The 25,660-nt window shown below is 54.2% G+C and carries 26 protein-coding genes; 21 read left to right on the top strand and 5 right to left on the bottom strand.

What is annotated here, in order from left to right; genetic code table 11:
* Positions 1-232: 232 nt before the first annotated feature.
* On the bottom strand, positions 233-3,718 hold the full coding sequence (gene rne / locus FD744_RS11100; protein WP_160868227.1) for a ribonuclease E: 3,486 nt from the start codon (positions 3,716-3,718) through the stop codon (positions 233-235).
* A gap of 64 nt (positions 3,719-3,782) precedes the next feature.
* Positions 3,783-3,989, bottom strand: a complete 207-nt coding sequence (locus FD744_RS11095) for a hypothetical protein (RefSeq protein ID WP_141399045.1) — start codon at positions 3,987-3,989, stop codon at positions 3,783-3,785.
* Between the two features lie 302 nt (positions 3,990-4,291).
* On the opposite strand from FD744_RS11095, the gene rluC reads away from it, so the two are divergent.
* Positions 4,292-5,248, top strand: coding sequence for a 23S rRNA pseudouridine(955/2504/2580) synthase RluC (gene rluC, locus FD744_RS11090; protein ID WP_097119613.1), 957 nt, complete (start codon positions 4,292-4,294; stop codon positions 5,246-5,248).
* Positions 5,249-5,259: 11 nt separating this feature from the next.
* Here rluC and FD744_RS11085 read toward each other — a convergent pair whose 3' ends face one another.
* Positions 5,260-5,841, bottom strand: a complete 582-nt coding sequence (locus FD744_RS11085; protein ID WP_202403473.1) for a nucleoside triphosphate pyrophosphatase — start codon at positions 5,839-5,841, stop codon at positions 5,260-5,262.
* A 143-nt stretch (positions 5,842-5,984) separates the two neighbouring features.
* Here FD744_RS11085 and yceD point away from each other — a divergent pair, with 143 nt between their 5' ends.
* From yceD to ptsG, 14 genes are all read left to right on the top strand, one after another.
* Positions 5,985-6,506 (top strand): 23S rRNA accumulation protein YceD, encoded by a 522-nt coding sequence (yceD, locus tag FD744_RS11080; protein WP_034830691.1) that lies wholly within the window; start codon positions 5,985-5,987, stop codon positions 6,504-6,506.
* A 14-nt stretch (positions 6,507-6,520) separates the two neighbouring features.
* Positions 6,521-6,691 carry a 50S ribosomal protein L32 gene (gene rpmF, locus FD744_RS11075; RefSeq protein ID WP_007885783.1) on the top strand — a complete coding sequence of 57 codons (171 nt, stop codon included), beginning with the start codon at positions 6,521-6,523 and terminating at the stop codon, positions 6,689-6,691.
* Between the two features lie 27 nt (positions 6,692-6,718).
* Complete coding sequence (gene plsX, locus FD744_RS11070; protein WP_160868226.1) at positions 6,719-7,759, top strand: phosphate acyltransferase PlsX; 1,041 nt, start codon at positions 6,719-6,721, stop codon at positions 7,757-7,759.
* Complete coding sequence (locus FD744_RS11065; RefSeq protein ID WP_034830694.1) at positions 7,760-8,713, top strand: beta-ketoacyl-ACP synthase III; 954 nt, start codon at positions 7,760-7,762, stop codon at positions 8,711-8,713. It begins immediately after the preceding gene.
* 16 nt (positions 8,714-8,729) lie between these two features.
* Positions 8,730-9,662 carry an ACP S-malonyltransferase gene (gene fabD, locus FD744_RS11060; RefSeq protein ID WP_160868225.1) on the top strand — a complete coding sequence of 311 codons (933 nt, stop codon included), beginning with the start codon at positions 8,730-8,732 and terminating at the stop codon, positions 9,660-9,662.
* A gap of 10 nt (positions 9,663-9,672) precedes the next feature.
* On the top strand, positions 9,673-10,407 hold the full coding sequence (gene fabG / locus FD744_RS11055) for a 3-oxoacyl-ACP reductase FabG (RefSeq protein ID WP_034830697.1): 735 nt from the start codon (positions 9,673-9,675) through the stop codon (positions 10,405-10,407).
* A 153-nt stretch (positions 10,408-10,560) separates the two neighbouring features.
* Positions 10,561-10,797 (top strand): acyl carrier protein, encoded by a 237-nt coding sequence (gene acpP / locus FD744_RS11050; protein ID WP_007885774.1) that lies wholly within the window; start codon positions 10,561-10,563, stop codon positions 10,795-10,797.
* An 86-nt stretch (positions 10,798-10,883) separates the two neighbouring features.
* Positions 10,884-12,125: a beta-ketoacyl-ACP synthase II gene (gene fabF, locus FD744_RS11045; protein ID WP_034830699.1), complete on the top strand. Its 1,242-nt coding sequence runs from the start codon at positions 10,884-10,886 to the stop codon at positions 12,123-12,125.
* A gap of 122 nt (positions 12,126-12,247) precedes the next feature.
* Positions 12,248-13,060 (top strand): aminodeoxychorismate lyase, encoded by an 813-nt coding sequence (gene pabC, locus FD744_RS11040; protein WP_160868224.1) that lies wholly within the window; start codon positions 12,248-12,250, stop codon positions 13,058-13,060.
* Complete coding sequence (mltG, locus tag FD744_RS11035) at positions 13,057-14,076, top strand: endolytic transglycosylase MltG (protein WP_097119619.1); 1,020 nt, start codon at positions 13,057-13,059, stop codon at positions 14,074-14,076. Before pabC ends, mltG begins: the two co-directional genes overlap by 4 nt.
* Positions 14,066-14,701, top strand: coding sequence for a dTMP kinase (gene tmk, locus FD744_RS11030; RefSeq protein WP_058959580.1), 636 nt, complete (start codon positions 14,066-14,068; stop codon positions 14,699-14,701). The genes mltG and tmk overlap by 11 nt, the downstream gene beginning before the upstream one ends.
* Positions 14,698-15,687 (top strand): DNA polymerase III subunit delta', encoded by a 990-nt coding sequence (holB, locus tag FD744_RS11025; protein WP_160868223.1) that lies wholly within the window; start codon positions 14,698-14,700, stop codon positions 15,685-15,687. Before tmk ends, holB begins: the two co-directional genes overlap by 4 nt.
* Positions 15,688-15,704: 17 nt before the next feature.
* Positions 15,705-16,496, top strand: a complete 792-nt coding sequence (locus FD744_RS11020) for a metal-dependent hydrolase (RefSeq protein ID WP_034830707.1) — start codon at positions 15,705-15,707, stop codon at positions 16,494-16,496.
* 283 nt (positions 16,497-16,779) lie between these two features.
* Entirely contained in the window at positions 16,780-18,213 is a 1,434-nt protein-coding gene (ptsG, locus tag FD744_RS11015) for a PTS glucose transporter subunit IIBC (RefSeq protein ID WP_058959578.1), read from the top strand.
* Positions 18,214-18,582: 369 nt separating this feature from the next.
* On the opposite strand, the gene FD744_RS11010 is transcribed toward ptsG, so the two are convergent.
* Positions 18,583-19,722 carry a glycoside hydrolase family 105 protein gene (locus tag FD744_RS11010; RefSeq protein WP_160868222.1) on the bottom strand — a complete coding sequence of 380 codons (1,140 nt, stop codon included), beginning with the start codon at positions 19,720-19,722 and terminating at the stop codon, positions 18,583-18,585.
* The gene (locus FD744_RS11005) at positions 19,719-21,323 is read right to left on the bottom strand and encodes an MFS transporter (protein WP_160868221.1); all 1,605 of its coding nucleotides are present in this window, start codon (positions 21,321-21,323) and stop codon (positions 19,719-19,721) included. The genes FD744_RS11010 and FD744_RS11005 overlap by 4 nt, the downstream gene beginning before the upstream one ends.
* A gap of 358 nt (positions 21,324-21,681) precedes the next feature.
* Between FD744_RS11005 and hinT the strand changes: the two genes are divergently transcribed.
* From hinT to ycfP, 6 genes are read left to right on the top strand one after another with little or no spacing between them, the layout of a single operon-like run.
* Positions 21,682-22,032: a purine nucleoside phosphoramidase gene (gene hinT, locus FD744_RS11000; protein WP_034822081.1), complete on the top strand. Its 351-nt coding sequence runs from the start codon at positions 21,682-21,684 to the stop codon at positions 22,030-22,032.
* An 18-nt stretch (positions 22,033-22,050) separates the two neighbouring features.
* On the top strand, positions 22,051-22,416 hold the full coding sequence (locus tag FD744_RS10995) for a YcfL family protein (protein WP_160868266.1): 366 nt from the start codon (positions 22,051-22,053) through the stop codon (positions 22,414-22,416).
* A 10-nt stretch (positions 22,417-22,426) separates the two neighbouring features.
* The gene (lpoB, locus tag FD744_RS10990) at positions 22,427-23,023 is read left to right on the top strand and encodes a penicillin-binding protein activator LpoB (RefSeq protein ID WP_034822075.1); all 597 of its coding nucleotides are present in this window, start codon (positions 22,427-22,429) and stop codon (positions 23,021-23,023) included.
* A complete protein-coding gene (gene thiK / locus FD744_RS10985; protein ID WP_373424385.1) occupies positions 22,983-23,825 on the top strand; it encodes a thiamine kinase in 843 nt (280 codons plus the stop codon). Before lpoB ends, thiK begins: the two co-directional genes overlap by 41 nt.
* Positions 23,826-23,840: 15 nt before the next feature.
* On the top strand, positions 23,841-24,884 hold the full coding sequence (nagZ, locus tag FD744_RS10980) for a beta-N-acetylhexosaminidase (RefSeq protein WP_160868220.1): 1,044 nt from the start codon (positions 23,841-23,843) through the stop codon (positions 24,882-24,884).
* Between the two features lie 39 nt (positions 24,885-24,923).
* Entirely contained in the window at positions 24,924-25,466 is a 543-nt protein-coding gene (gene ycfP / locus FD744_RS10975) for an alpha/beta hydrolase YcfP (RefSeq protein ID WP_034822066.1), read from the top strand.
* Positions 25,467-25,660 lie beyond the last annotated feature (194 nt).

Raw genomic sequence — 25,660 nt, 5'->3', positions numbered from 1 at the left:
TTTTTGCCTGTCATTTCGTCGCACCGTTCATCGCACCTGGCACCTGCGGAGCCGCGGTCTGTTTGTGTACTCTGCCAGATCACCACCTCTTCGCACCTGCCTCCTGCGGCGCAGCGGTCTGTTTGTTTACTCTGCCAGATCATCACCAGTCATTGCGGCAGAGCAGGATCGACAGGCAATAAAAAACCCCGAACCAGTCGGGGTTTTGTTAACGCTGATTAGCAACTAAGACTTAAACGCTTTCCGGACGTGTAGCCGGTGCCGTCGCCTGATGCGTGGCGCTATGGCCGCCCGCAGAGCCACGGCCTTCGAAGTCAAACGGTGGGCGAACCCAATCGCTGTGACGAACGACTTCTGGCTCCCATGCCGGAGCAGGTGCTTTGGTCATCGGCGCCGTGGCGTGGTGCTTCCAGCGGGTTTGAGCGTTGCTCACTGCGGTATCACGTGCAGCAACAGGAGCATGCGGTTCAGTAACCGGTGCAGCAGGCGCTTCAGCAGCCACGGGTGCAGCCAGTACTTCTTCCACTTGCGCCGCAACAGCAGGCTCAACGTCAGCAGGCGCTTGCTCAACCGCTGCAACAGCAGGCTGAACTTCAGCAGGCGCTTGCTCAGCCACGGCTTCGCTTACCTGTGGTGCGGTAATTTCCGCAGCAGGGACTTCTTCAGCCGGTGTCACTTCAGTAGCAGAAACTGTTTCAGTCGATGCAGGCGCCGCAGCCGGTGCCACTTCAGACGATGCAGCAGCAACTTCCGTAGCGGGTGCAACTTCAGCCTGAATATCTTCAACGTCATTAGCGATGACCGTGTCAGCCGGTGCCGTTGTCACTTCATCGGCCGGTACGGCTTCAGCAGCGGTTTGTTGTGCAATCTGCTCAACTGCGGCAGAAATCACGGCAGGCTCTTCGTTAACAGGCGCAGCGACTGGGGTCAGGTCATCGGTGTTCACCACCGGCACTTCAGTGTGTGCCTGTGGTTCAGACTGATGAACAGCCTCTTGCGCTGCTGGCTGAGCAACTTGTTCTGCTGCTGCCGCAACCGGCAGTGCGTCCGTTTCACCGGTATGTTGATAGCTGTAATCAGGCATTTCGTTCAGCGCTTCCTGAGAGGAGAACTGATCGTGGGCCTGAGCAACCGGGTAGGTAATCCAGACTTTGCCGGATGCCATCTCTGGAGAAGAGGCAGCCGATTCCAGCGGCATGGCAGATTGGGTTGGGTAACGCTCATCACGGTAGCGACGACGACGTTGGCCGCTCACGCGCAGATGACGTGGTGAACGACGTGAGCGACGCGGCATGTTGGCGCTATCACGGTTCTCGTTATCATCCTGTTCATCCTGAGCGACTTCAGATTGCTCATTGAATGCAGTGCGCTGTGCATTTTCCACAACCGCTTCCGTGGCTGCTGGTGCTGGGATGGCTGCCGCCACTTCGCCAGTATCACCCACGCGCACGCGCTGGGTCAGTTGACGCTGTTTACGGCGTGGCATGACCTGCACACGTTCTTCTTCCTGCGCAACGTTTTCATCAGTGATTTCGGTCTGAGCAACGGTTTCAGCGGCTTTTTGATCCTGCTGCTGATTACGTTTCTCATCCTGACGACGACGCTGGCGTTCAGCTCGCTGCTCACGACGCTGTTGCTGCTGCTCATCACGCTGCTGCAGCTGCTCATCGGTCAGCGCTGGACGTTCACCACGAGGCTCGTTCTGACGCTTGTTACGGCGATTGTCCTGATTGTCACGCGGCTCGCGGGCTTCACGTGGTTCACGCGATTCGCGTGGCTCACGTGCTTCACGCGGTTCACGGCCTTCGCGACCCTGAGCATTTTCTCCGTTGCGCGGAGTGCGATCGCGACGATTATTGCTACGACGGTTGTTACGGCGGTCACCACGCTGCTGATTATTCTCACTATCAGCGGCTTTCTCTTCTGGTTTAGCTTCAACAGGTGCAGCAGCAGGCGTATCGCCAGCAAACAGTTTTTTCAAACCGCCCAACAGACGAGCGACAAAGCCAGTGCTGGCAACGGCAGGCGCCGCAGCGGCAGCTGCCGGTTTCGCATCCGCTTTAACCGCACTACGGCTCTCTTTTTCCACTTCAACCGGCGCAGGCGGCGCATCAGGCATCACAAAGGCGGCCAGGGCTGGCTGCTCAGGACGACGACGTTCGGCATGCTCTTCTTCCGAAGGCAGCGCCATTTCGGCTTCATGCAGTTTCGGCAGGTGGTAAGACAGTGTCTGCGTCTCTTCGCCTTTGCGCACGCGCAGCACAGAGTAATGTGGCGTTTCCATCTGATCGTTTGGCACGATGATGGCACGCACGCCACCCTGGCGTTTCTCGATCGCACTGACTGCATCACGTTTTTCGTTCAGCAGGTAAGAGGCGACGGGCACCGGTACAATCGCATGCACTTCTTTGGTGTTGTCTTTCAGCGCTTCTTCTTCAATCAGACGCAAGATAGACAGCGAGAGCGATTCGTTATCACGGATGGTGCCGGTGCCGCTACAGCGTGGGCAGACGTGATGGCTGGATTCACCCAATGATGGGCTAAGACGCTGACGCGACATTTCCAGCAGACCGAAACGCGAAATGTGACTGATTTGAATGCGTGCACGATCCTGACGAACCGCTTCACGCAGACGGTTTTCAACCGCGCGCTGGTGTCGAACCGGTGTCATGTCGATGAAGTCGATGACAATCAGGCCGCCGAGGTCGCGCAGGCGCAACTGACGAGCGATTTCATCAGCCGCTTCGAGGTTAGTATTGAATGCCGTCTCTTCGATGTCGCCACCGCGTGTTGCACGGGCGGAGTTGATATCGATGGCGGTCAGCGCTTCGGTGCTATCGATAACAATTGAGCCACCGGAAGGCAAGCGCACTTCGCGCTGGAATGCCGATTCAATCTGCGACTCAATTTGGTAGTGGCTGAACAGCGGAATTTCACCGGTATACAGTTTGATTTTGCTGCTGAAGTCCGGGCGACCGAGCGCAGCAATATGCTGACGGGCCAGCTCCAGTACTTTCGGGTTATCGATGAGAATCTCACCAATATCCTGACGCAGATAGTCGCGGAAGGCACGTACAATGACGTTGCTTTCCTGGTGGATCAGGAACGGGGCAGGGCGGCTATCAGCAGCTTTTTTGATCGCTTCCCAGTGCTTCAGTCGGAAACTCAGGTCCCACTGCAGCGATTCGGCAGATTTGCCAACGCCTGCGGTACGCACGATCAAACCCATACCGTCTGGCAGTTCCAGTGCGGACAGCGCTTCCTTCAGTTCGGTGCGATCGTCACCTTCAATACGGCGGGAAATACCCCCGGCACGCGGGTTATTCGGCATCAGGACTAAATAGCTACCGGCCAGAGAAATGAAGGTGGTTAAGGCTGCACCTTTATTTCCACGCTCCTCTTTATCGATTTGCACGATAACTTCCTGACCTTCACGCAACACCTCTTTGATGTTAGGACGGCCATGTGCGTTGTAATTAGCAGGGAAGTATTCGCGGGAAATTTCTTTCAGAGGGAGGAAACCGTGGCGTTCAGCACCGTAATCGACAAATGCCGCTTCGAGGCTGGGTTCAACACGGGTGATTTTACCTTTGTAGATATTGGCTTTTTTCTGCTCGTGTCCGGGGCTTTCGATATCCAGATCGTACAGACGTTGGCCGTCAACAAGGGCAACGCGCAACTCTTCCTGCTGAGATGCGTTAATTAACATTCTTTTCATCGTGACTTACTCGTTATTCTCACATGAGTGATGTAGCTGCGGGCATCGTTACCCTGGACGAGAATCAACCGATGGCCCCGTGTCTTAATGCACTGACGTCAACCTCACGGCTGTCGTCGGCTAAAGGGGCGCAAATCTTGTCGGTGGCCTGTTTTTCATAAGGAAAAACAGCGCCTGAAGGTGGAATAGCTATAGAAAATTCAGAAATCCACACATCCCAGTCTGTCGTCCAGGCTGCAACCCGCAGCCCGCTAAGTGCCTGATTTAACATTACGTCTTACGCCATTGCTGCGTGTCCGTTCAATCCGGCAAAATGACTTATTTCGCTCTTTTTTCCTGCCTGAATTTTTCCAGGGCAGAAACCCCTGCATTATTCCATTGCTCACTCACATATAGCAAGGCGACTTTTGCCGAGCTGTGAAGTTTGTGCATCCTTAACCTGTTCATTTGCAGGGCTTAACATCGCATCGGTGAAAAAGTCATCATTATGACCTTTTGTCCGCGCGACAAAGAGAGAGTTAAGCACAGAAAAAGGGGTGGCGCTATCCAGGGACACTATTTAGAATCGCCGCCATGAAAACAGAGAATCCCGGCGTACTTTATGTCGCCATTACGGCTGAAAATGCCGAACAACGTATTGATAACTTTTTGCGCACTCAGCTCAAGGGCGTGCCGAAAAGTATGATTTATCGCATCTTGCGTAAAGGCGAGGTGCGCGTGAATAAAGGACGCGTGAAACCCGAGTATAAGCTGCAGGTGGGGGATGAAGTGCGCATTCCGCCAGTGCGTGTGGCCGAGCGTGAAGAGCAGGCGGTATCACCGAAACTCGATAAGGTTGCCGCGCTGGCGAATGCCATCCTGTATGAGGACGATCATCTACTGGTGCTGAACAAGCCATCAGGTACCGCCGTACACGGGGGGAGCGGTCTTAGCTTTGGTGTAATTGAAGGTCTGCGCGCGCTGCGTCCTGAAGCCCGTTTCCTCGAACTGGTACATCGTCTTGACCGCGACACTTCCGGTATTTTGCTGGTGGCAAAAAAACGTTCTGCGCTGCGTTCGCTGCATGAGCAGTTACGTGAAAAGGGCATGCAGAAAGATTATCTGGCGCTGGTGCGCGGTGACTGGCCTTCACATTTGAAAGCGGTGCAGGCACCGTTGCTGAAAAATATTTTGCAAAGCGGTGAGCGCGTGGTGCGTGTCAGTGCGGAAGGCAAGCCCTCCGAGACCCGTTTCAAAGTGGAAGAGCGTTTTGGTTTCGCCACTCTGGTAAAAGCCAGTCCGGTGACCGGGCGCACGCACCAGATCCGTGTGCACACGCTGCATGGTGGCCATCCTATCGCTTTTGACGATCGCTATGGCGATCGGGACTTTGATCGTCAGCTCGCGTCAACGGGCCTGGCGCGGTTGTTCCTGCATGCTGCAGCGCTGACCTTTACCCATCCGAATACCGGGGAAGTCCTGCGAATGGAAGCGCCGCTGGATAATGCGCTGAAACACTGCCTGGCGCAGTTGCGTCAGAAAAAAGCCTGATTTTCCGGGCATCAACCCAGCGCGTTGATGCCCACTTTGATCAGCATCTTATTTAACGCTATCAGCGGTAATCTAATCAGCGTATTGGGATCGCGCCCCTCCAGCCACTCAAACAAGCAAATCCCCATACCTTCGCTTTTAAAGCTGCCCGCACAATTCAACGGCTGCTCTTTTTCCACATAGTGACGAATTTCTGCCTGACTTAAATGACGGAAATGTACGTTGAACGGTTCACAAACCACCTGCTGTTGTGCCGTTTGTGGCTGAATCAAGGCGAGCCCGGTATAAAACGTAATCACTTTGCCACTGGCCGCAGCCAGTTGCCGGCAGGCATTCTCCACCGTATGCGGTTTTCCGGTGATGTTGCCATCAAGCACGCAGACCTGATCGGAACCAATAATCCAGCTTTGTGGAAACCGAGCGGCTAGCGCCTGGGCTTTTGCCAGTGCTAAGCGTTGCACTAACTGCGGTGCGGTTTCGTTCGGTTGCGGCGTCTCATCGCAATCGGGCGCAACGGCAATAAAAGGCAGGCCAAGCTTGCTCAGCAAGGCCTGACGGAATGGGGAAGTGGAGGCAAGAATTAACGGTGTCATGATTTTTTTTCAGAATAGATAGCGTAAAGATGACAGGCATTTTAAACTATGCGCCGCACTGGATGCGACTAACGGGTGAAAGATGCTGTAAACCGGCCTTTTTCTTTGACTCTATGACGTTACAAAGTTAATATGCGCGCCCTATGCAAAAGGTAAAATTACCCCTGACGATCGATCTGGCCCGCGCCGCGCAAAAGCGCCTTGATTACCAAGGTGTGTATGCACCTGAATTGGTGGCGCGCCTGGCCGAAACGGTCGTGAGTGTGGACAGTGATGTGGAATGCACCATGTCGTTTGCGATTGACAACCAGCGCTTAGCGGTTCTGCAAGGAACAGCTGATGTGCAGGTGACATTGTCGTGTCAACGCTGCAACCAGTCATTCCCGCATGCTGTCCACGTAAGCTATTGCTTCAGTCCTGTCTCTTCTGATGAGCAGGCCGAGGCACTGCCGGAAGCTTACGAGCCAGTTGATATCAATGATTTCGGCGAAATCGACTTGCTGGCAGTTATCGAAGATGAACTCATCCTCGCGCTGCCTGTAGTTCCGGTGCATGATTCTGAACACTGTGAAGTGTCCGACGCGGACATGGTATTTGGCAAGTTGCCTGAAGAGGCAGAAAAACCAAATCCCTTTGCCGTATTAGCCAGTTTAAAGCGTAAGTAATAGGAGTAAGGTCCATGGCCGTACAACAGAATAAACCAACCCGTTCTAAGCGTGGTATGCGTCGTTCGCACGATGCGCTGACCACCGCAGCTCTGTCAGTAGATAAAGTTTCTGGTGAAACTCATCTGCGTCACCATATCACTGCGGATGGTTACTACCGCGGTCGCAAGGTTATCACCAAGTAATTCTTTGCGGTTACGCAAGGCGATACCTTGACACGTTTGACCCTGGCAGTTGATGCCATGGGCGGGGATTTCGGTCCCTGCGTGACAGTGCCTGCATCCTTGCAGGCACTGGCCTCTCATACGAATCTGGTTCTTCTTCTGGTCGGTGATCCCGACATCATCTCGTCATTTCTTGCCAAAGCGGATTCCTCGTTACTGGGGCGTGTGCAGGTGATCCCTGCCGAATCGGTTATTGCAAGTGATGCCAAGCCTTCACAAGCCATTCGAAACAGCCGCGGCAGCTCGATGCGTGTGGCACTCGAGCTGGTGAAAGAGGGTAACGCGCAAGCCTGCATCAGTGCAGGCAATACCGGCGCGTTAATGGGGCTGGCAAAAATGTTATTGAAGCCGCTGGATGGCATTGAGCGTCCGGCGCTGATGACCGTTCTGCCGCATCAGCAGCAGGGTAAAACGGTGGTGCTGGATCTCGGCGCTAATGTGGAATCGGATAGCGATATGTTGGTGCAGTTTGCCATCATGGGCGCTGTCATGGCCGAGGAAGTGCTGGAAATCGACAGACCGCGTGTCGCGCTGCTCAACATTGGGCAGGAAGAGACCAAGGGGCTGGAAACGATTCGCACAGCATCTACGGTTCTGCGGGATACGCCGCAAATCAACTATATTGGTTATCTTGAGGGGAATGATCTCCTCACCGGCAAGACGGATGTGCTGGTCTGTGATGGCTTCGTGGGAAACGTCACGCTTAAAACCATGGAAGGCGTGGTAAGAATGTTTCTTTCTCTGCTCAAGTCGTCAGAGGATGGGAAAAAACGGGCGTGGTGGTTGAAATGGGTAGGGCGCTGGCTGCAAAAGCGTCTGGCTAAACGTTTCGGCCATCTCAACCCCGACCAGTACAATGGCGCTTGTCTGTTAGGATTGCGCGGAACAGTGATCAAAAGCCACGGTGCGGCGAATCAACGTGCGTTTGCCGTGGCGATAGAGCAGGCAGAGCAGGCGGTGCGCAGGCAAGTCCCAGAGAGGATTGCGGCGCGCCTTGACGCTGTATTAGCCAGGAGTGACAAAGCGTAGATGTTTACCAAAATTATCGGTACGGGCAGCTATTTGCCTGAGCAGGTTCGCTCCAATGCGGATCTGGAAAAAATGGTGGAGACTTCGGACGAGTGGATTGTCACGCGTACCGGTATCCGTGAGCGCCGTATTGCCGCGCCAGATGAAACGGTTGCCACTATGGGCTTTGCGGCTGCACAGCGCGCGCTGGAAATGGCAGGCGTTGCGGCCAGCGATGTGGGTCTGATTATTGTGGCAACCACCTCTTCCAGCCATGCCTTCCCAAGTTCAGCGTGCATGATCCAGCAGATGCTGGAGATCAATGACTGCGCTTCTTTCGATCTGGCCGCTGCATGTGCAGGTTTCACCTATGCACTTAGCGTTGCCGATCAGTACATCAAAAACGGTGTGGTCAAACACGCGCTGGTGATCGGTGCGGACGTCTTAGCCCGCACCCTCGATCCTAACGATCGTGGCACTATCATCCTGTTTGGTGACGGCGCTGGCGCTGTGGTGCTGGGGCAAAGTGAAGAGCCCGGTATCCTGTCAACGCATCTGCATGCTGACGGTCGTTATGGCAAGCTGTTGACACTGCCGTATCAGGATCGTGAACATCAGGATGAGCCAGCCTATCTCACGATGGCCGGTAATGAAGTCTTTAAAGTTGCTGTGACCGAGCTTGCCCATATCGTGGACGAGACGCTGCAAGCCAACAACCTTGATCGCGAAATGCTCGACTGGCTGGTGCCGCATCAGGCGAACCTGCGCATTATCAGCGCAACAGCCAGAAAGCTCGGCATGGGCATGGAAAAAGTGGTGGTGACGCTGGATCGTCATGGCAACACTTCAGCGGCTTCGGTGCCAAGTGCACTGGATGAAGCGGTGCGAGATGGCCGTATCAAGCCTGGCCAACTGATTTTGCTGGAAGCCTTTGGTGGCGGTTTCACCTGGGGTTCTGCGCTGGTTCGCTTTTGATTGACAGGAACGACAGATGACACAATTTGCTTTTGTTTTCCCAGGACAGGGCTCACAGACCGTCGGCATGCTGGCCGATCTGGCTGTGGAAAACCCGCAGGTTGAAGCCACTTTCCGTGAAGCTTCTGACGCACTGGGATATGACTTATGGCAGTTGGTACAACAAGGTCCAGCTGAAGAACTGAATAAGACCTGGCAGACGCAACCTGCGTTGCTGGCAGCCTCCGTCGCGATTTATCGCGTCTGGCAGAGCAAAAATGGCCCGCAGCCTGCGCTGATGGCCGGCCATAGCCTGGGTGAATACTCTGCGCTGGTATGTGCTGGCGTACTGAACTTTGCGGACGCAATCAAGTTAGTCGAATTACGCGGCAAACTGATGCAGGAAGCGGTTCCTGAAGGGACCGGTGCCATGCAGGCAATCATCGGGCTTGATGATGAGTCTATCCGTAAAGCGTGCGAAGAAAGCGCGCAAGGTCAGGTGGTTTCGCCGGTGAACTTCAATTCGCCAGGCCAGGTGGTTATCGCGGGTAACAAAGAAGCGGTTGAGCGTGCAGGTGCTGCCTGTAAAGCGGCCGGTGCCAAGCGTGCGTTGCCATTACCTGTGAGCGTTCCTTCGCATTGCGCGTTGATGAAGCCTGCAGCAGATAAACTGGCTGTGGCACTGGAAAACATCACTTTCAATGCACCGACTGTGCCTGTCGTCAATAACGTAGACGTCAAGTGTGAAACCGATGCCGCTGCGATTCGCAGTGCACTGGTTCGCCAGTTGTATAGCCCGGTGCGCTGGACCGAAGCCGTTGAGGTTATTGCCACCCAAGGCGTTGGCCAGTTGTTGGAGATCGGTCCAGGTAAAGTCCTGACCGGTCTGACCAAACGTATTGTGGATAGCCTGACCGCTGCAGCCGTGAACGATTCTGCGTCACTCTCTGCTGCGCTTACACAGGAATAAGAGGAAAAACATGAGCTTTGAAGGTAAAGTAGCGCTGGTGACTGGCGCAAGCCGCGGCATTGGCCGTGCAATCGCGGAAACGCTGGTTGCGCGTGGTGCGAAAGTGGTGGGAACCGCCACCAGCGAAAGCGGTGCGGAAGCAATCAGTGCTTACCTCGGCGATAACGGCAAAGGTCTGCTGTTGAACGTGACCGATGCGGCCTCTATTGAGAGCGTGCTCGAGAAAGTTCGCGCTGAATTTGGCGAAGTGGACATTTTAGTCAATAATGCAGGCATTACGCGTGATAATCTGTTGATGCGCATGAAGGACGATGAGTGGGCGGATATCCTCGATACCAACCTGACATCAGTCTTCCGTCTTTCTAAGGCGGTTATGCGTGCCATGATGAAAAAACGCGTGGGCCGTATCATTACCATCGGTTCTGTAGTTGGAACCATGGGTAACGCGGGTCAAACAAACTATGCGGCAGCAAAAGCAGGTTTGATTGGCTTTAGCAAATCACTGGCGCGAGAAGTCGCGTCACGTGGCATTACCGTAAACGTCGTGGCTCCGGGCTTTATTGAGACGGACATGACGCGTGCACTGAACGAAGATCAGCGCTCGGGCATTTTGGCAGAAGTGCCGGCAGGTCGTTTAGGCGACCCGCAGGAGATTGCCAATGCTGTTGCATTCTTAGCCTCTGACGAAGCCTCTTACATCACGGGTGAGACGCTCCACGTCAATGGCGGCATGTACATGGTCTGATAATCACGAAAACATTTGCATTATCTGCGGTAAACACCGCAGAATAGCGCAAAATCGTGGTTCGACCAGCCGGGATTTTGTTGCATCTTTTTCAACATTTTATACACTACGAAAACCATCGCGAAAGCGAGTTTTGATAGGAAATTAAATAGTATGAGCGATATCGAACAACGCGTTAAGAAAATCGTAGCTGAGCAGCTGGGTGTTAAAGAAGACGAAGTGATTAACACTGCTTCTTTCGTTGAAGACCTGGGTGCAGATTCTCTTGACACCGTTGAGCTGGTAATGGCTCTGGAAGAAGAGTTTGATACTGAAATTCCAGACGAAGAAGCTGAGAAAATCACTACCGTTCAGGCAGCGATCGATTACATCAATAGCCACCAAGGCTAATGAATATCTTCAGGCGGTCACCTCGACCGCCTGAGTTTTATGTTTGCCCCACATAGCGTTATTTTTTCCCTCCCTGGAGGACGTACGTGTCTAAGCGTCGTGTAGTTGTGACTGGTCTTGGCATGTTGTCTCCTGTCGGCAATACCGTAGAGTCTACCTGGAGTGCTCTCCTTGCCGGTCAGAGCGGCATCAGCCTGATCGACCATTTTGATACTAGTGCCTACGCAACACGCTTTGCGGGCTTAGTAAGAGATTTTAATTGCGATGAATTCATCTCGCGCAAAGATCAGCGCAAGATGGATGACTTCATCCAATACGGCATTGTGGCTGGTATTCAGGCTATGGCGGACTCCGGTCTGGTCGTGACTGATGAGAATGCCGGTCGCATCGGCGCAGCTATCGGTTCCGGCATCGGCGGACTGGGTTTAATTGAAGACAACCACAGTTCACTGGTTAACGGCGGTCCGCGCAAAATCAGCCCGTTCTTTGTTCCTTCTACCATTGTTAACATGGTGGCAGGTCACCTGACCATCATGTACGGTCTGAAAGGTCCAAGCATTTCTATTGCAACCGCTTGTACTTCAGGCGTGCATAACATTGGTCATGCTGCGCGTATCATTGCGTACAACGACGCCGATGTCATGCTGGCCGGTGGTGCTGAAAAAGCCAGTACCCCGCTGGGTGTGGGTGGCTTTGGTGCTGCACGTGCGCTCTCAACCAATAACGATAATCCGCAGGCGGCAAGCCGTCCGTGGGATAAAGACCGTGATGGTTTCGTATTGGGCGATGGTGCAGGCATTGTGGTGCTGGAAGAGTACGAGCATGCGAAAAAGCGCGGTGCGAAAATTTATGCTGAAATCATCGGTTTCGGCATGAGCAGCGATGCTTACCACATGACGTCTCCACCGGAGGACGGTTCAGGTGCTGCAGCAGCGATGGTGAATGCATTGCGTGACGCGCAGCTGAATGCTGAACAGATTGGCTACGTCAACGCGCATGGCACCTCAACGCCAGCGGGTGACAAAGCTGAAGCTCAGGCGGTCAAGTCTGTATTTGGTGCAGCGGCTCACAGCGTGATGGTGAGTTCTACCAAATCCATGACTGGGCACCTGCTGGGTGCAGCAGGCGCGGTAGAAGCGATTTATTCGATTCTGGCGCTGCGCGACCAGGCGGTTCCGCCAACCATCAACCTGGATAACCCAGATGAAGGTTGTGACCTCGACTTCGTGCCGCATACAGCACGTCAGGTGAGCGGACTGGAGTACACGCTGTGTAACTCCTTTGGATTTGGCGGCACCAACGGCTCGCTGATCTTCCGCAAGGTCTAAGTTTTACCCAGCCAAACAGAGGCCCGCAATGCGGGCCTTTTTTATATTTTGTCACGCAGTGGCGTGGATTCTTACCGCTGTCAGTGGTATTCAGACTGGCAGGGTAGCCAAAGGTGAGCGGTATGTGGATAAACGGCGTAGAGCAGTTCGAACTTTCTGCGCGCGATCGCGCGGTGCAGTTTGGTGATGGCTGTTTTACCACTGCTGCGGTAGTGGCAGGCAAGATACAACTGCTGAACGCCCATTTGCAGCGATTGCAGGAAGGCTGTGAGCGTTTATTCATTCCCTTACCGGATATGGCGCAGCTGGCCGAGGAGATGCAGCATGCCGCCAATGGTCAAACCCAGTCCGTTTTAAAAGTGATTCTGACGCCAGGCGCCGGTGGTCGGGGATATAGCCGAGCCGGTTGCACAACCCCGACACGCATCCTCTCCCTCTCTCCGTGGCCGCAACACTACGCCACTTTGCAGCAGCAGGGTGCAGCGCTTATAACCAGCCCCGTGAGACTGGCGCGCAATCCACTGCTCGCCGGCCTCAAACATCTTAACCGTCTGGAACAGGTGCTGATCCGTCAGCAGCTTGACCACACCGATGCTGATGAGGCGCTGGTGCTTGACACTGCAGGGACGGTGGTGGAATGCTGTGCGGCCAATTTATTCTGGCGCAAAGGTGATCAGGTTTTCACGCCGCGTCTTGAGCAAGCGGGTGTCGATGGCATTATGCGCCGTTATCTGATGGCGCAGATAGCGTCGGAAGGCCAGGCTTGTCAGTTGATTGAAGGAAGCAGGGAGGATGTGCTGAACGCCGATGAAGTGGTGATCTGCAATGCCCTGATGCCGGTTTTACCTGTGCGGAAAATTGACGATGTTTCGTTCACCGCACGCACGCTGTACCAGCAGCTGTATAACAGTTGCCAGAAGATGGAAGCATCATGACCCGAATGAAAAAAATACTCGCCAGCGCTGTGGCGATTGCCGGCCTCGCGGCGGCATTGAGTTATTGGCAGATTGAACGTTTTGCCGATACCCCTTTGACCATTAATCAGGAAACGATCTACACATTGCCCGCGGGTAGTGGTCGGGTCGTGCTGGAAGCGCAACTGGAAAGCCAGCACATCATTCCGGAAAGTATCTGGTTTGGGCCGCTTTTGAAACTTGAGCCTGAACTCGCGAAGTTCAAAGCCGGCACCTACCGACTGGAAAGCAATATGACGGTAAGACAGCTGTTGCAGTTACTGGCCAGCGGTAAAGAAGCGCAATTTCCGGTGCGGTTTGTCGAGGGCTCGCGCCTGAAGGAGTGGTTGGCCGAACTGCGTCAAGCGCCCTATATCAAACATACGCTAACTGACGATCAGTTTGCGACTGTCGCCGCTGCGCTGAAAATGGATGCAAATCAGCTTGAAGGCGCTTTCTATCCCGACACCTATTTGTATACAGCTAACACCAGTGATATATCGCTGCTGGAGCGGGCACACACGCGCATGAATAAACTGGTGGATGAGATCTGGCAGGGGCGGATGGACAATCTGCCTTATAAAAATGAGCAAGATCTGGTCACCATGGCCTCGATTATCGAAAAAGAGACCGGCGTGACGGAAGAGCGCGCGCGCGTTGCCTCGGTATTTATTAATCGCTTGCGCACCGGCATGAAGCTGCAAACCGACCCTACCGTGATTTACGGTATGGGTGATAACTACACCGGTACGATTACGCGTAAAGACCTCGAAACGCCGACCGATTACAATACCTACACGATTAGCGGATTGCCGCCAGGTCCTATCGCGATGCCAGGCCGAGCCTCGCTGGAAGCGGCGGCGCATCCAGAAAAAACCAACTATCTCTATTTTGTCGCGGATGGCAAAGGCGGACATACCTTTACCACCAATCTCGCCAGCCATAATAAAGCGGTGCAGGTCTATCGGCTGGCTATGAAGGAAAAAAATGAAAAGTAAGTTTATCGTCATTGAAGGCCTTGAAGGTGCGGGCAAAACCACTGCGCGTGATGCTATCGTGGCGGTGCTGCATGAGCAGGGTATCGACGATGTGGTGTTCACTCGTGAGCCTGGCGGCACGCCGCTGGCTGAACAATTGCGTGTACTGGTGAAGCAGGGAATAGATGGCGAACAGGTGACTGACAAAGCTGAACTGTTGATGCTGTATGCCGCCCGTGTTCAATTGGTCGAGAACGTGATTAAGCCTGCGTTAGCGCGTGGCGCCTGGGTGGTTGGTGACCGTCACGACCTCTCATCCCAGGCTTACCAGGGCGGTGGACGTGGCCTGGATACGCAGTTGATGACCACCCTGCGTGATGCGGTATTGGGCGACTTCCGTCCGGACTTGACCCTCTACCTGGATGTGACACCGGAAATTGGCCTGCAACGTGCGCGTGCTCGCGGGGAACTCGATCGTATTGAGCAGGAATCACTGCGTTTCTTTGAACGCACACGTGACCGTTATCTGGCGTTGGCTGCCAGCGATGACACCATTTTAACCATTGATGCCACACAAAATATTGCAGAAGTGACATCGTCACTTAAATCAGCGCTACAAAAATGGCTGGCAGGTCAGGCGGCATGAACTGGTATCCGTGGCTGAATCAGCCCTATCGGCAGATTATCAGCCGTCATCAAAGCGGTCAGGCACACCATGCCTTGCTGATACAGGCCATTAATGGCATGGGTGACGATGCGTTAGTCTGGGGTGTTAGCCGCTGGTTAATGTGCCAACATCCGGAAGGCTTGAAGAGTTGCGGCCATTGCCACGGCTGCCAGCTGATGCAGGCGCAGACGCATCCTGACTGGTATCGTCTGGAAGCAGAAAAAGGCAAATCTTCACTGGGTATTGATGCGGTACGTGACGTCACCGAGAAGCTCTACCATTTTGCTCAGCAGGGCGGAGCAAAGATTGTCTGGTTGCCGGATGCGGCGCAGCTCACTGAAGCCGCCGCCAATGCGTTGTTGAAAACGCTGGAAGAGCCTCCTGCCAACTGCTGGTTTTTCCTCAGCGTCCGTGAGCCATCACGTTTGCTGGCGACCTTGCGCAGCCGCTGCATGACATGGCATCTTTCCCCGCCGGAAGAGTTGCCCAGTTTGCAATGGCTGCAGAAACAGCTGCCGCAATCCGAGCCAGTACTGCGAGCCGCTCTGCGCTTGAGCAATGGCGCACCTGCTGCGGCGTTGACCCTGCTGCAGCCTGAGCGTTGGCAGGCACGTGAGAAGCTGTGTGAAACCTTGCTCAGCGCGTTGAACCGCGATGTACTGCAACTGCTGCCCGCGCTGAACAGCGACGATGTGGCAGAGCGCCTCAGCTGGCTGATTTCATTACTGGTGGATGCCATGAAAGTGCAGCAGGGTGCCAGCAACTGGTTAAGCAACGGCGACCATCCTGAGGTCGTATCGCAACTGGCTCAGCAGCTTAACAGCAGTGCGCTCAACGCCAGCGCCCAGCAGTGGATGCAGTGTCGTGAGCAACTGTTGCATGTCGCCGCCCTGAACCGTGAACTGATTTTGACCGATCGCCTGTTAGCCTGGGGACGCTTAATGTCGCCCATGGCGGTCGGCTAAGCGTAAAAGAGAGAAGTATGTTTATTGTTGATTCGCACTGCCATCTTGATGGCCTGGACTATGAGAAGCAGCATCGCGATCTGGACGATGTGATCGCCAAAGCCGCCGCGCGTGACGTGAAGTTTATGCTGGCGATTGCCACCACGCTGCCGGATTACTACAAGATCAAGCAATTGGTCGGCGACAGGGAAAACATCGCCCTGGCGTGCGGCGTGCATCCGTTAAATCAGGAAGCACCGTACGATGTCGAAGAGTTTCGTCGACTGGCAGCTGAAGAGCAGGTGATTGCACTGGGCGAAACCGGGCTGGATTACTTCTATCAGCAGGAGACCAAAGCGCAGCAGCAAGCCTCGTTCCGTGAACACATCCGTACAGGCATCGCGCTGAATAAGCCGATCATCGTACATACCCGTGATGCACGTGAAGACACGCTGGCAATCCTGCGTGAAGAGCAGGTGGAAAAATGTGGTGGCGTTCTGCACTGCTTTACTGAAGATAAAGAGACTGCGGCGCAGTTGCTGGATATGGGCTTTTATATCTCCTTCTCCGGCATTTTGACCTTCCGCAATGCTGAGCAGATTCGTGATGCCGCGCGTTATGTGCCGCTGGATCGCATGCTGGTCGAGACTGACTCGCCGTATCTGGCGCCGGTTCCGCATCGTGGCAAAGAAAACCAGCCAGCCTTTACACGTGATGTCGCGGATTATATGGCTGTACTGAAGGGTGTGGATATCGAAACGCTGGCTGCAGCGACCACAGAAAACTTCTCGCGTCTGTTCCATGTCCCGATGAGCCGTCTCGGCGGCTAATCCGCTTTATTTTAAACTCCGTATTAATTCTATAATCACTGACCTGTGCGGCATATAACGCGGCACGGGCAGTGATTTATTGCTGTTTCTCCAGGCAATTCAGTCAAAAACAACAGAAAGCAAGCGTTCGTCTTGAGCGAAACGTGATAGCCGTCAAAGTAACAAATATCGATTTATTTTACCCTTCGTAATAAATCAAAAGACGCTCAGCGTCACCCCGGTGAAGGATCCTCCCCCTTTGCCAGCGCACTGCGCAAATATGCACTCATACTCAGGAGCTTTTATGTTCAAGAACGCATTTGCGAACCTGCAAAAAGTAGGTAAATCGCTGATGTTGCCGGTATCGGTTTTGCCGATTGCCGGTATTTTATTAGGTGTTGGTTCGGCTAACTTCAGCTGGTTGCCTGCTGTCGTTTCACATGTCATGGCGGAGGCGGGTGGTTCCGTGTTCGCCAACATGCCGCTGATCTTTGCGATTGGCGTGGCGCTCGGTTTTACCAATAACGATGGCGTATCGGCGCTGGCTTCCGTGGTGGCTTACGGCATCATGGTGAAAACCATGGCGGTGGTTGCACCACTGGTGTTGCACTTACCGCCAGCGGAAATTGAGGCCAAACACCTTGCCGATACCGGGGTATTAGGCGGGATCATTGCCGGCTCCATCGCCGCGTATATGTTTAACCGTTTCTACCGTATCAAGCTGCCTGAATATCTTGGCTTCTTTGCGGGCAAGCGTTTTGTGCCGATCATTTCCGGTCTGACCGCGATTTTCACTGGCATCGTGTTGTCCTTTATCTGGCCACCGATTGGTACCGCGATTCAGGATTTCTCCCAGTGGGCGGCTTATCAGAACCCGGTGGTGGCGTTCGGCATTTACGGTGTCGTTGAGCGTTCGCTGGTGCCGTTTGGTCTGCACCATATCTGGAACGTGCCTTTCCAGATGCAGATTGGTGAGTTCACCAACGCCGCAGGTCAGGTATTCCACGGTGATATCCCACGCTATATGGCGGGCGATCCAACCGCAGGTAAACTCTCTGGCGGCTTCCTGTTCAAAATGTACGGTCTGCCTGCGGCCGCGATTGCTATCTGGCACTCGGCTAAGCCGGAAAACCGCGCCAAAGTGGGCGGCATTATGATTTCCGCCGCGCTGACCTCGTTCCTGACTGGTATTACTGAACCGATCGAGTTTTCGTTCATGTTTGTGGCGCCGATTTTGTATGTGATCCATGCAATTCTGGCGGGTCTGGCATTCCCAATCTGTATTCTGCTGGGCATGCGTGATGGCACCAGCTTCTCACACGGTCTGATTGACTTTGTGGTGCTGAGCGGTAACAGCAGCAAGATCTGGTTGTTCCCGATTGTCGGTATCATTTACGGCCTGATTTATTACACCGTTTTCCGTGTGTTGATTGTGAAGCTGAATCTGAAAACACCTGGACGTGAGGACACTGCAATGGAGCAGAGCAGCGCTACTGGTAGCGAGATGGCAGGCAAACTGGTGACTGCATTTGGTGGTAAAGAGAACATTACCAATCTTGATGCCTGTATTACGCGTCTGCGTGTGAGTGTCGCGGATGTGGCAAAAGTGAATCAAACTGAACTGAAAAACCTCGGCGCGCGTGGCGTGGTGGTGGCAGGTTCCGGTGTTCAGGCGATTTTCGGGACCAAGTCCGATAACCTGAAAACTGAGATGGATGATTATATTCGTAATATGTAAAGGCTTGGGCTCGGCCTGAGGTCAAGGTCAAGGTCAAGGTCAAGGTCAAGGTCAAGGCAGAGGCCGAGCCTGTGCGATGAAGCGGCGGCAGATCGTAAAGACGCCATAAACCATCCCTGGGGCTCGGCCCGCGACATCCCTGTCGCGGGACGCTTTACTCCTCTGCCGCCGCTTCCTCGCACCTCACTTTTGGTGCTGTATTGGAAAAAAACCTCGTTGTTTACTCAACTTAACAGACGCATCGCCAGAAATTAGGGTATCGGTGTTAGCGGTATTGGGTGGTCACGCTATGTTTCACTGCCCATGGTTGCTGACTCGGAATGCTTTATACGTCTGCCGCCGTTTACTCCCACTTCAACGTGATTGCGGTTACAAATAAACCCGCAGATACTCCGTCAGACACAGAAGCGCCATCGCCTGACCATAGGGCATCGACGTCAGCGGTACCTGGCGGTAATACTCCAAATCGCTGCCCATTGCGGTGCCAAACGACACCTGTTTTAACTCCCCGTCTTCATCAATATTGGCGATCACGCCACGCAAGGCTTTTTCCGCCATCGGGCGATACTCGTCAGACAAATACCGTTTACGCACCGCTTTGAGAATTCCATAAGCGAATCCCGCCGTGGCAGACGCTTCCGGATAGCTTTGTGGATCGTCGAGTAGGGTATGCCAGAGACCGCTGCTGTGCTGACAAGCGGCTAATGCCTTTACCTGACTGGCCAATACCTGCTGCAGGAAACGACGCGTGGCATGTTGTTCCGGCCAGTTCATCATTTCGAGGAAATCCGGGATCACGATGGTCAGCCAACTATTGCCTCGTGCCCAGCGGGCATTAGCAAAATTGTGTCGGCCAGCGAAGGTCCAGCCGTGGAACCACAAACCGGTTTGACGATCCATCAGGTATTGAGTGTGGATCAGGAATTGATAGCTGGCTTCTTCAACAAACTCCGGGCGATCGAGTAACTGGCCGATCTTCGCCAGCGCCATCACGCTCATCATTAAGGTGTCGTCCCACAGCTGCTGGGTATTTTCGTTGTTGTAAACGATGTGCTGCAGACCGCCTTGCTCAGTGCGCGGCATTTCATACATCACCCACTCAGCCCAGCGTTCCAGCACCGGCCGCCATGCTGCATGACCGGTCTCTTCATAACGATAAGCCAGCGTCAGGAACGGGCATACCGTGTTCACGTTCTTTGTCGGTGTGCCTTCTGCTAAGCGCGCGCTAAACCAGTCATCGATAATCTTCAGGGTTGCCTGATCGCCCGTCTGCTGGGTGTAATGCAGCATGCCATACAGCCCGATGCCGTGCGTCCATTCCCAGCCAGCCCAACCCTTAGTGTCAATGACGCGGCCATCATCCAGCCGCAGCAAAAACTCGCCGCTGTGATCGGTGATATTGACCAGATTGTCAGTGAGTTTGTGGATGAGTTGCACTAATTCACTGCGTGGCAACAGGTATTCAGGCTGGCACAACAAGGCGCTGTGTTTTACAGGAAATACAGTCATGGTTCATTCCTATCGTTAATCAGGGTAGGGAGAGGGTGAAGCGAGTCGCGTTGTGTGGTCAGCGCGGGCGCTGCGGGCTTGTTACGGTTGAGGTAACCGACGTTGTTGTTGCCCCATAAGTTTTCATACGGCATACCCGCCAGGGTTTCGACGATGGTGCGCGCCTGCGGTGTTATACGTTCCGGGACCACACGGCCCGCTTCACGCATCTTCAGCGTCTCTTCGCGCAGAACAGTGTGGGTATGCAGATTCAGTTTGAAGCGCAGCGACACAATAAAGCCGCAGATCAGCACGCCAACGGTGCCGACGCTGAGGATCAGCAGAATGGTATGGCCCACCGCAGGAATCTGTTCAGTTTTACCGGAGGTGAAACCCGCCAGCTGCAACATGATGCCAACGATCATCACGGCACCGGCCTGCGAGGCTTTACGCGTCAATGTCATGATCCCGGCGAATATGCCTTCACGTCGCTGTCCGGTGATCACTTCATCGACATCGGCGATATAGGTGTAGGTATTCCACGGCACGTAGTTGATGCCGCCACGTCCTAAACCGGCGAAGGCCGAGATCAGCACTAACAGCGCGAAGTTATCGTTCATCCCGCTGTACCACAGTCCAGCGTAGGAGAGGGCGCTGAGGCCAAACAGCATCACCACCAGACGATAGGCTGGGGCCGGTCCGAGGCGTATACACAACGGGATCATTGCCATCACCGCTATAAATTGCAGCACCGCCATCGTTCCCATCAGGCTGGAAGCGATTTGCGCGCTCTGCATCAGTACAAACACCACGTACCAGGTAAATACCGCATTAAACACGTCCTGAGCGATGTAACCGCCCAGATACATGCCAAGATGCTGGCGAAAGATACGGATGCGCAGCGTGGAGGCGAGCTCGATATACAGTCGTTTCAGGCTTTGGAACAGCGAGAGTTGCGTCTTTTCTTCTTCAGCCCGACGTGACTCGGCGGAAAAATCCTCCGGTGCGCGTTCCCAGGTGAAGCGCCACACCAGGAATAGCACCAGCGCACAGATGACCGAGAACACCAGGCTGGCATAAAAGAAGGAGATGGGATTCTCTTTGCCAAACCAGCCAATCAGGATGCCTGGCAGGAAGGCGGCCAGAATCGATGACAGTTGTGCCAGCGCGATACGCGCGCCGGAGAAGCGGGTCTTTTGTTTAAAGTCGTCGGTCATCTCCGGCACCAGCGTTTCGTACGGCACCAGAATCATGGTGTAGACCATATCGAACAGCAGATAGGTCAGCAGATACCACCAGAAACTCATGTCGCCGATCCACATCAGGCTATAGCTAAAAACACACGGAATACCGAGCAGGATAAAGAACTTGCGGCGACCGAAGCGTTTGCCAAGCCAGGTGGATCCGAAGTTATCGGTGAGAAAACCCATCAGCGGGCTGACGACCGCATCCAGCACGCGGGCAGCAGCAAAAATAAAGGTGGCTTCAATCGGCGAAAGCCCACAGAAGGTAGTGTAGAAATAGAGCAACCAGGCGGCGGTAAGCGCCGTGGTGCCGGCGCCGAGGAAATCCCCGGAACCGTAAGCCAGATAATGGCCCAGACTAATTTTACGAGACTGCATGGCAGGTTCTCCTTGAAATCGACGGATGACACATCCCTCATTACTCCGTACTGCTTGCCCGGATTGGATAGAAAGTAGAGCGCGGTGCAGCGGCAAACCTTCGCAATTTGGCAAGGCCTGATGGTTTTGTGGCAAAAACACAAAGAAACTGGCGTGATAACTCTAATTTATAAAACAGCGTTTCATTTTGGTGGGCTGCGATGACGTAAATTTGAGAGGGAGAGCACAGCAATGCTGTCTGGGAGATGAAATGGCGTAAAGGCAGCCATTTAACAGAAGAAAAGTGGTACTGAGGTTGAAAGCAAACGAATTCCTCGCGCATACTGCCTGACTGAACTCAGGCTTAAGGAAATGCACCATGGCTGAAGAAACCATTTTCAGTAAAATCATTCGTCGCGAAATCCCCGCCGACGTGGTTTATCAGGACGAACTGGTCACCGCCTTCCGCGACATCGCGCCTAAAGCGCCAACGCACATTCTGATTATCCCTAATGTATTGATCCCCACCGCCAATGACGTGCAGGAAGCACACGAGCATGCGTTGGGCCGTATGATTACCGTGGCGGCGAAAATCGCGAAACAGGAAGGGATTGCCGAGGATGGCTATCGTCTGATCATGAACTGTAATCGTCATGGTGGTCAGGAGGTTTATCATATTCATATGCACCTGGTCGGCGGTCAGCCGCTGGGTCCGATGCTGTCTATCTAACCTCAGGCGGACCTTGTGATGCGTCAATGGCTGAGTGGCCTGCTGTTGCTGACCCTTGTCGGGTGCAGCAGTGACAAACCGATGATCAACACCTCGCAATCGCTGGTGATGGAGTCTTCCGTGCTTTCTGCGGGCATCATCACCGATGAACCCACGCTGGCCAGCCGCGATGGGCAAATGCGAGCCTCGAGCGTCCTCTTTAATCAGCGGGAAACGCCAGTGACCGTACATTATCGTTTCTATTGGTATGACGAGAAGGGACTGGAGATTACCCCGGAAGAGCCGGCTCAGACCCAAGTCGTCCCGGCGCATGGCAGCACTGAAGTTGTCTCGCAAATCGGTAACCTGACCGCCAGTAAGGTGCGTCTCTATCTTTATCTCTGAGGAGTAACCTGTGATTCGCAGTGTAAAACGTTCCAGCGCGCTATTATTTGCGTTGATGCTCACCGGTTGTGTGGTGAAACAGCAAACCCCAGCGCCGGTTGAACCGACCCAGCCGACGACGCCAACTCAACCGGAGCAGCCTCCTGTGCAGCCGGTACCGCCGCCGGAAACGGTGCCGCAGCCGCCAAAACTCAAAACCATTAACTGGAATGCCAGCGTGCAGCCGTTAGTGGGGAACATGGTGCAGTCTGCCGGTGTGAATCCAGGCAGCGTGCTGCTGGTGGATCGCATCAAGAACAGCACCAACGGTTCGTTGCAGAGTGATAAAGCCACCGATGCGATTCAGAATGCGCTGGCGAACAACGGCAAATTCACTTTGGTAACGCCAGAACAGCTGGCACAGGCAAAACAGACTTTGGGCTTATCCGCCGATGACAGCCTCAATTCGCGCAGCAAAGCCATTGGCCTGGCACGTAATGTCAACGCGCAGTATGTGCTTTACAGCAGTGCTCAGGGCGATGTGAAAGCGCCAACGCTGCAGATGCAGCTGATGCTGGTGCAGACCGGTGAAATTATCTGGTCAGGCAATGGTATTGCTCAACCCTGATCCCATACTGCAACAACGGATTCAGCAACAATGGCCGACGGCGCAAGCTGCCGGTCATTTTTTCGCGCTGCCGGGATTGAGTGGCAACAGTGTGCGGGTGAAAACCGAGCAGGGTGAGCTGCTGGCGCGTCGTGCGCCACAGCAACCGCTCCCGTTTGTTGATCGCCAACGCGAATATCGCATCTTGCGTCGAATGCGTGCTGCGCAACTCGGGCCGACGCCACTGGATTGGCATCATCCCTGGTTATTACAGAGCTGGTTGCCCGGCGAGGTGCTGACTCCTGAGCAATTCAATCAACAGCGTGATGCGGTGCTTGCCTTGCTACATCGCCTGCATCAGCAGCCGCTGACAGGCTATCGCTTGCGACTGACACCGCTGTTGCAACACTACTGGCAGCTGTGTCAGCAACGCCACTGGCGCTGGCAACATCAACTGCAGCGCCTGATCAGGCAGGGTGAACCCCGGCCGTTACGCCTCGTGCCGATTCATATGGATGTTCACGCGGGCAATGTGATTGCCACGTCAGACGGCTTACGTCTCATCGATTGGGAATATGCTGCCGATGGCGATGTGGCATTGGAACTCGCGGCGCTCTGCGCGATCGATGGTGAACACCCAATCGACTGGATTGCGGGTTACGCGCAACGCAGCCAGCTTGACGAAGCGCGACTTAAGCGACATATGCGGCGCTGGCAGCCGTGGCTGCATCTGCTGATGGCGAGCTGGTATCAGCTGCGTGCTGAGCAGAGCGGTGACCCTCATTTGCAACAGCTGGCGCAGGCCAGCTGGCAGGATCTCTAACTCAGGATTGTAACCATGACCATGAATACCCCCGGCCCATTAATGCTGGATGTTGAAAGCTACGAACTCGACGCCGAAGAGCGCGAGATTCTGAAGCATCCGCTGGTGGGCGGACTGATTCTGTTTGCCCGCAACTTCCACGATGTGGATCAGCTGGCGGAACTGGTACGCCAGATTCGCGCTGCTTCGCGTAATCGTTTAGTGGTCGCCGTGGATCAGGAAGGCGGACGGGTGCAGCGCTTCCGTGAAGGCTTTACCACACTCCCCGCGATGCAATCTTTTGCCGCCCTGCATGATATCGCCACGGCGGGTGAAGTTGCCCAGCAGGCGGGCTGGCAGATGGCAGCGGAAATGATCGCGATGGATATCGACATCAGCTTTGCGCCAGTGCTGGATATTGGCCACATCAGCGCGGCGATTGGCGACCGTTCCTTCCATGAAGATCCCGCCATTGCATTGCAAATTGCTCGCCGTTTTATCAACGGCGTGCACGAAGCCGGCATGAAAACCACTGGCAAGCATTTCCCCGGCCACGGTGCGGTGAGTGCTGATTCACATAAAGAGACCCCGCGCGATCCGCGCGATGCCGCCACGCTGCGCCAGCATGATATGGCGATCTTTAAGCAGTTGATTGATGAGCAACTGCTGGATGCCGTGATGCCGGCGCACGTTATCTATACTGAGATCGATCCATTACCTGCCAGCGGCTCACCTTATTGGCTGCAAACCGTGCTGCGTAAAGAACTCGGTTTTAACGGGGTGATTTTCTCCGACGATCTGTCGATGGAAGGTGCTGCGGTAATGGGCAGTTATGCTGAGCGCGCTCAGCAGTCGCTCAATGCGGGCTGCGACATGATCCTGGTGTGCAATCAGCGCGCCGGAGCGGTGAGTGTGCTGGATAACTTGACGCCGATCCAGGCGGAGCGTGTCACGCAGTTATACCATCAGGGGCGTTATACCCGAGAAGCGCTGCAATCCAGTGAACGCTGGAAGCAGAATCATCATCAGCTGAGCGCATTACAGGAGCGCTGGCTGGAGCATAAAGCGTCGGGCAGATAAGCGTCGCTGCCCGGATTTCATTCCACGCTGAGGATAATCATGATCATCTATCTGCACGGTTTTGATTCCAATAGTCCGGGCAACCACGAAAAAGTGCTGCAACTGCAGTTTATTGACCCGGACGTCAGACTCATCAGTTACAGCACGCAACACCCCAAACATGACATGCAGTTTCTGCTGAAAGAGTGCGATAAATTGCAGCAGCAGGGCGGTGACGCGTATCCCTTGATTTGCGGGGTGGGGCTGGGTGGTTACTGGGCCGAACGTATCGGTTTTCTCTGCGGTATGCGTCAGGTGATTTTCAATCCCAACCTATTCCCGTATGAGAACATGGAAGGCAAGATTGATCGTCCGGAAGAGTATCTGGATATCGCCACCAAGTGCGTCAGTGATTTTCGTGAGAAGAATCGCGATCGCTGCCTGACCATTTTGTCCCGCCATGACGAGGCGCTGGATAATCAGCGCACGGCCGCACAACTGCACCCTTTCTATGAAATCGTGTGGGACGAACAGGCCAGCCATAAATTCAAGAACATCTCGCCACATTTGCACCGCATTAAGGCCTTTAAATCCCTTGCCTGAGCCTCCGCGCGCCGTGTGATGCGGCGCACAAAACGTTTAACATTCTGATAATGCGCTTGAAAGATTGATGTACATCAATTTTCTTATGATATGTCGTTAGCGCCGTGATATTCTGCCCTCAGCTCGCGATTTAACGTCGCCAACCCTATGTTTATTAAGGTTTTTAGTAACCATTAATTAACTATTGGTTTACA

Origin of the sequence: Pantoea sp. Taur, from assembly GCF_009830025.1 — a bacterium.
Classification (GTDB): Bacteria; Pseudomonadota; Gammaproteobacteria; order Enterobacterales; family Enterobacteriaceae; genus Pantoea; species Pantoea communis.
The sequence above is the reverse complement of the archived record's forward strand: the minus strand, read 5'-3'. Positions and strand labels throughout refer to the sequence as shown.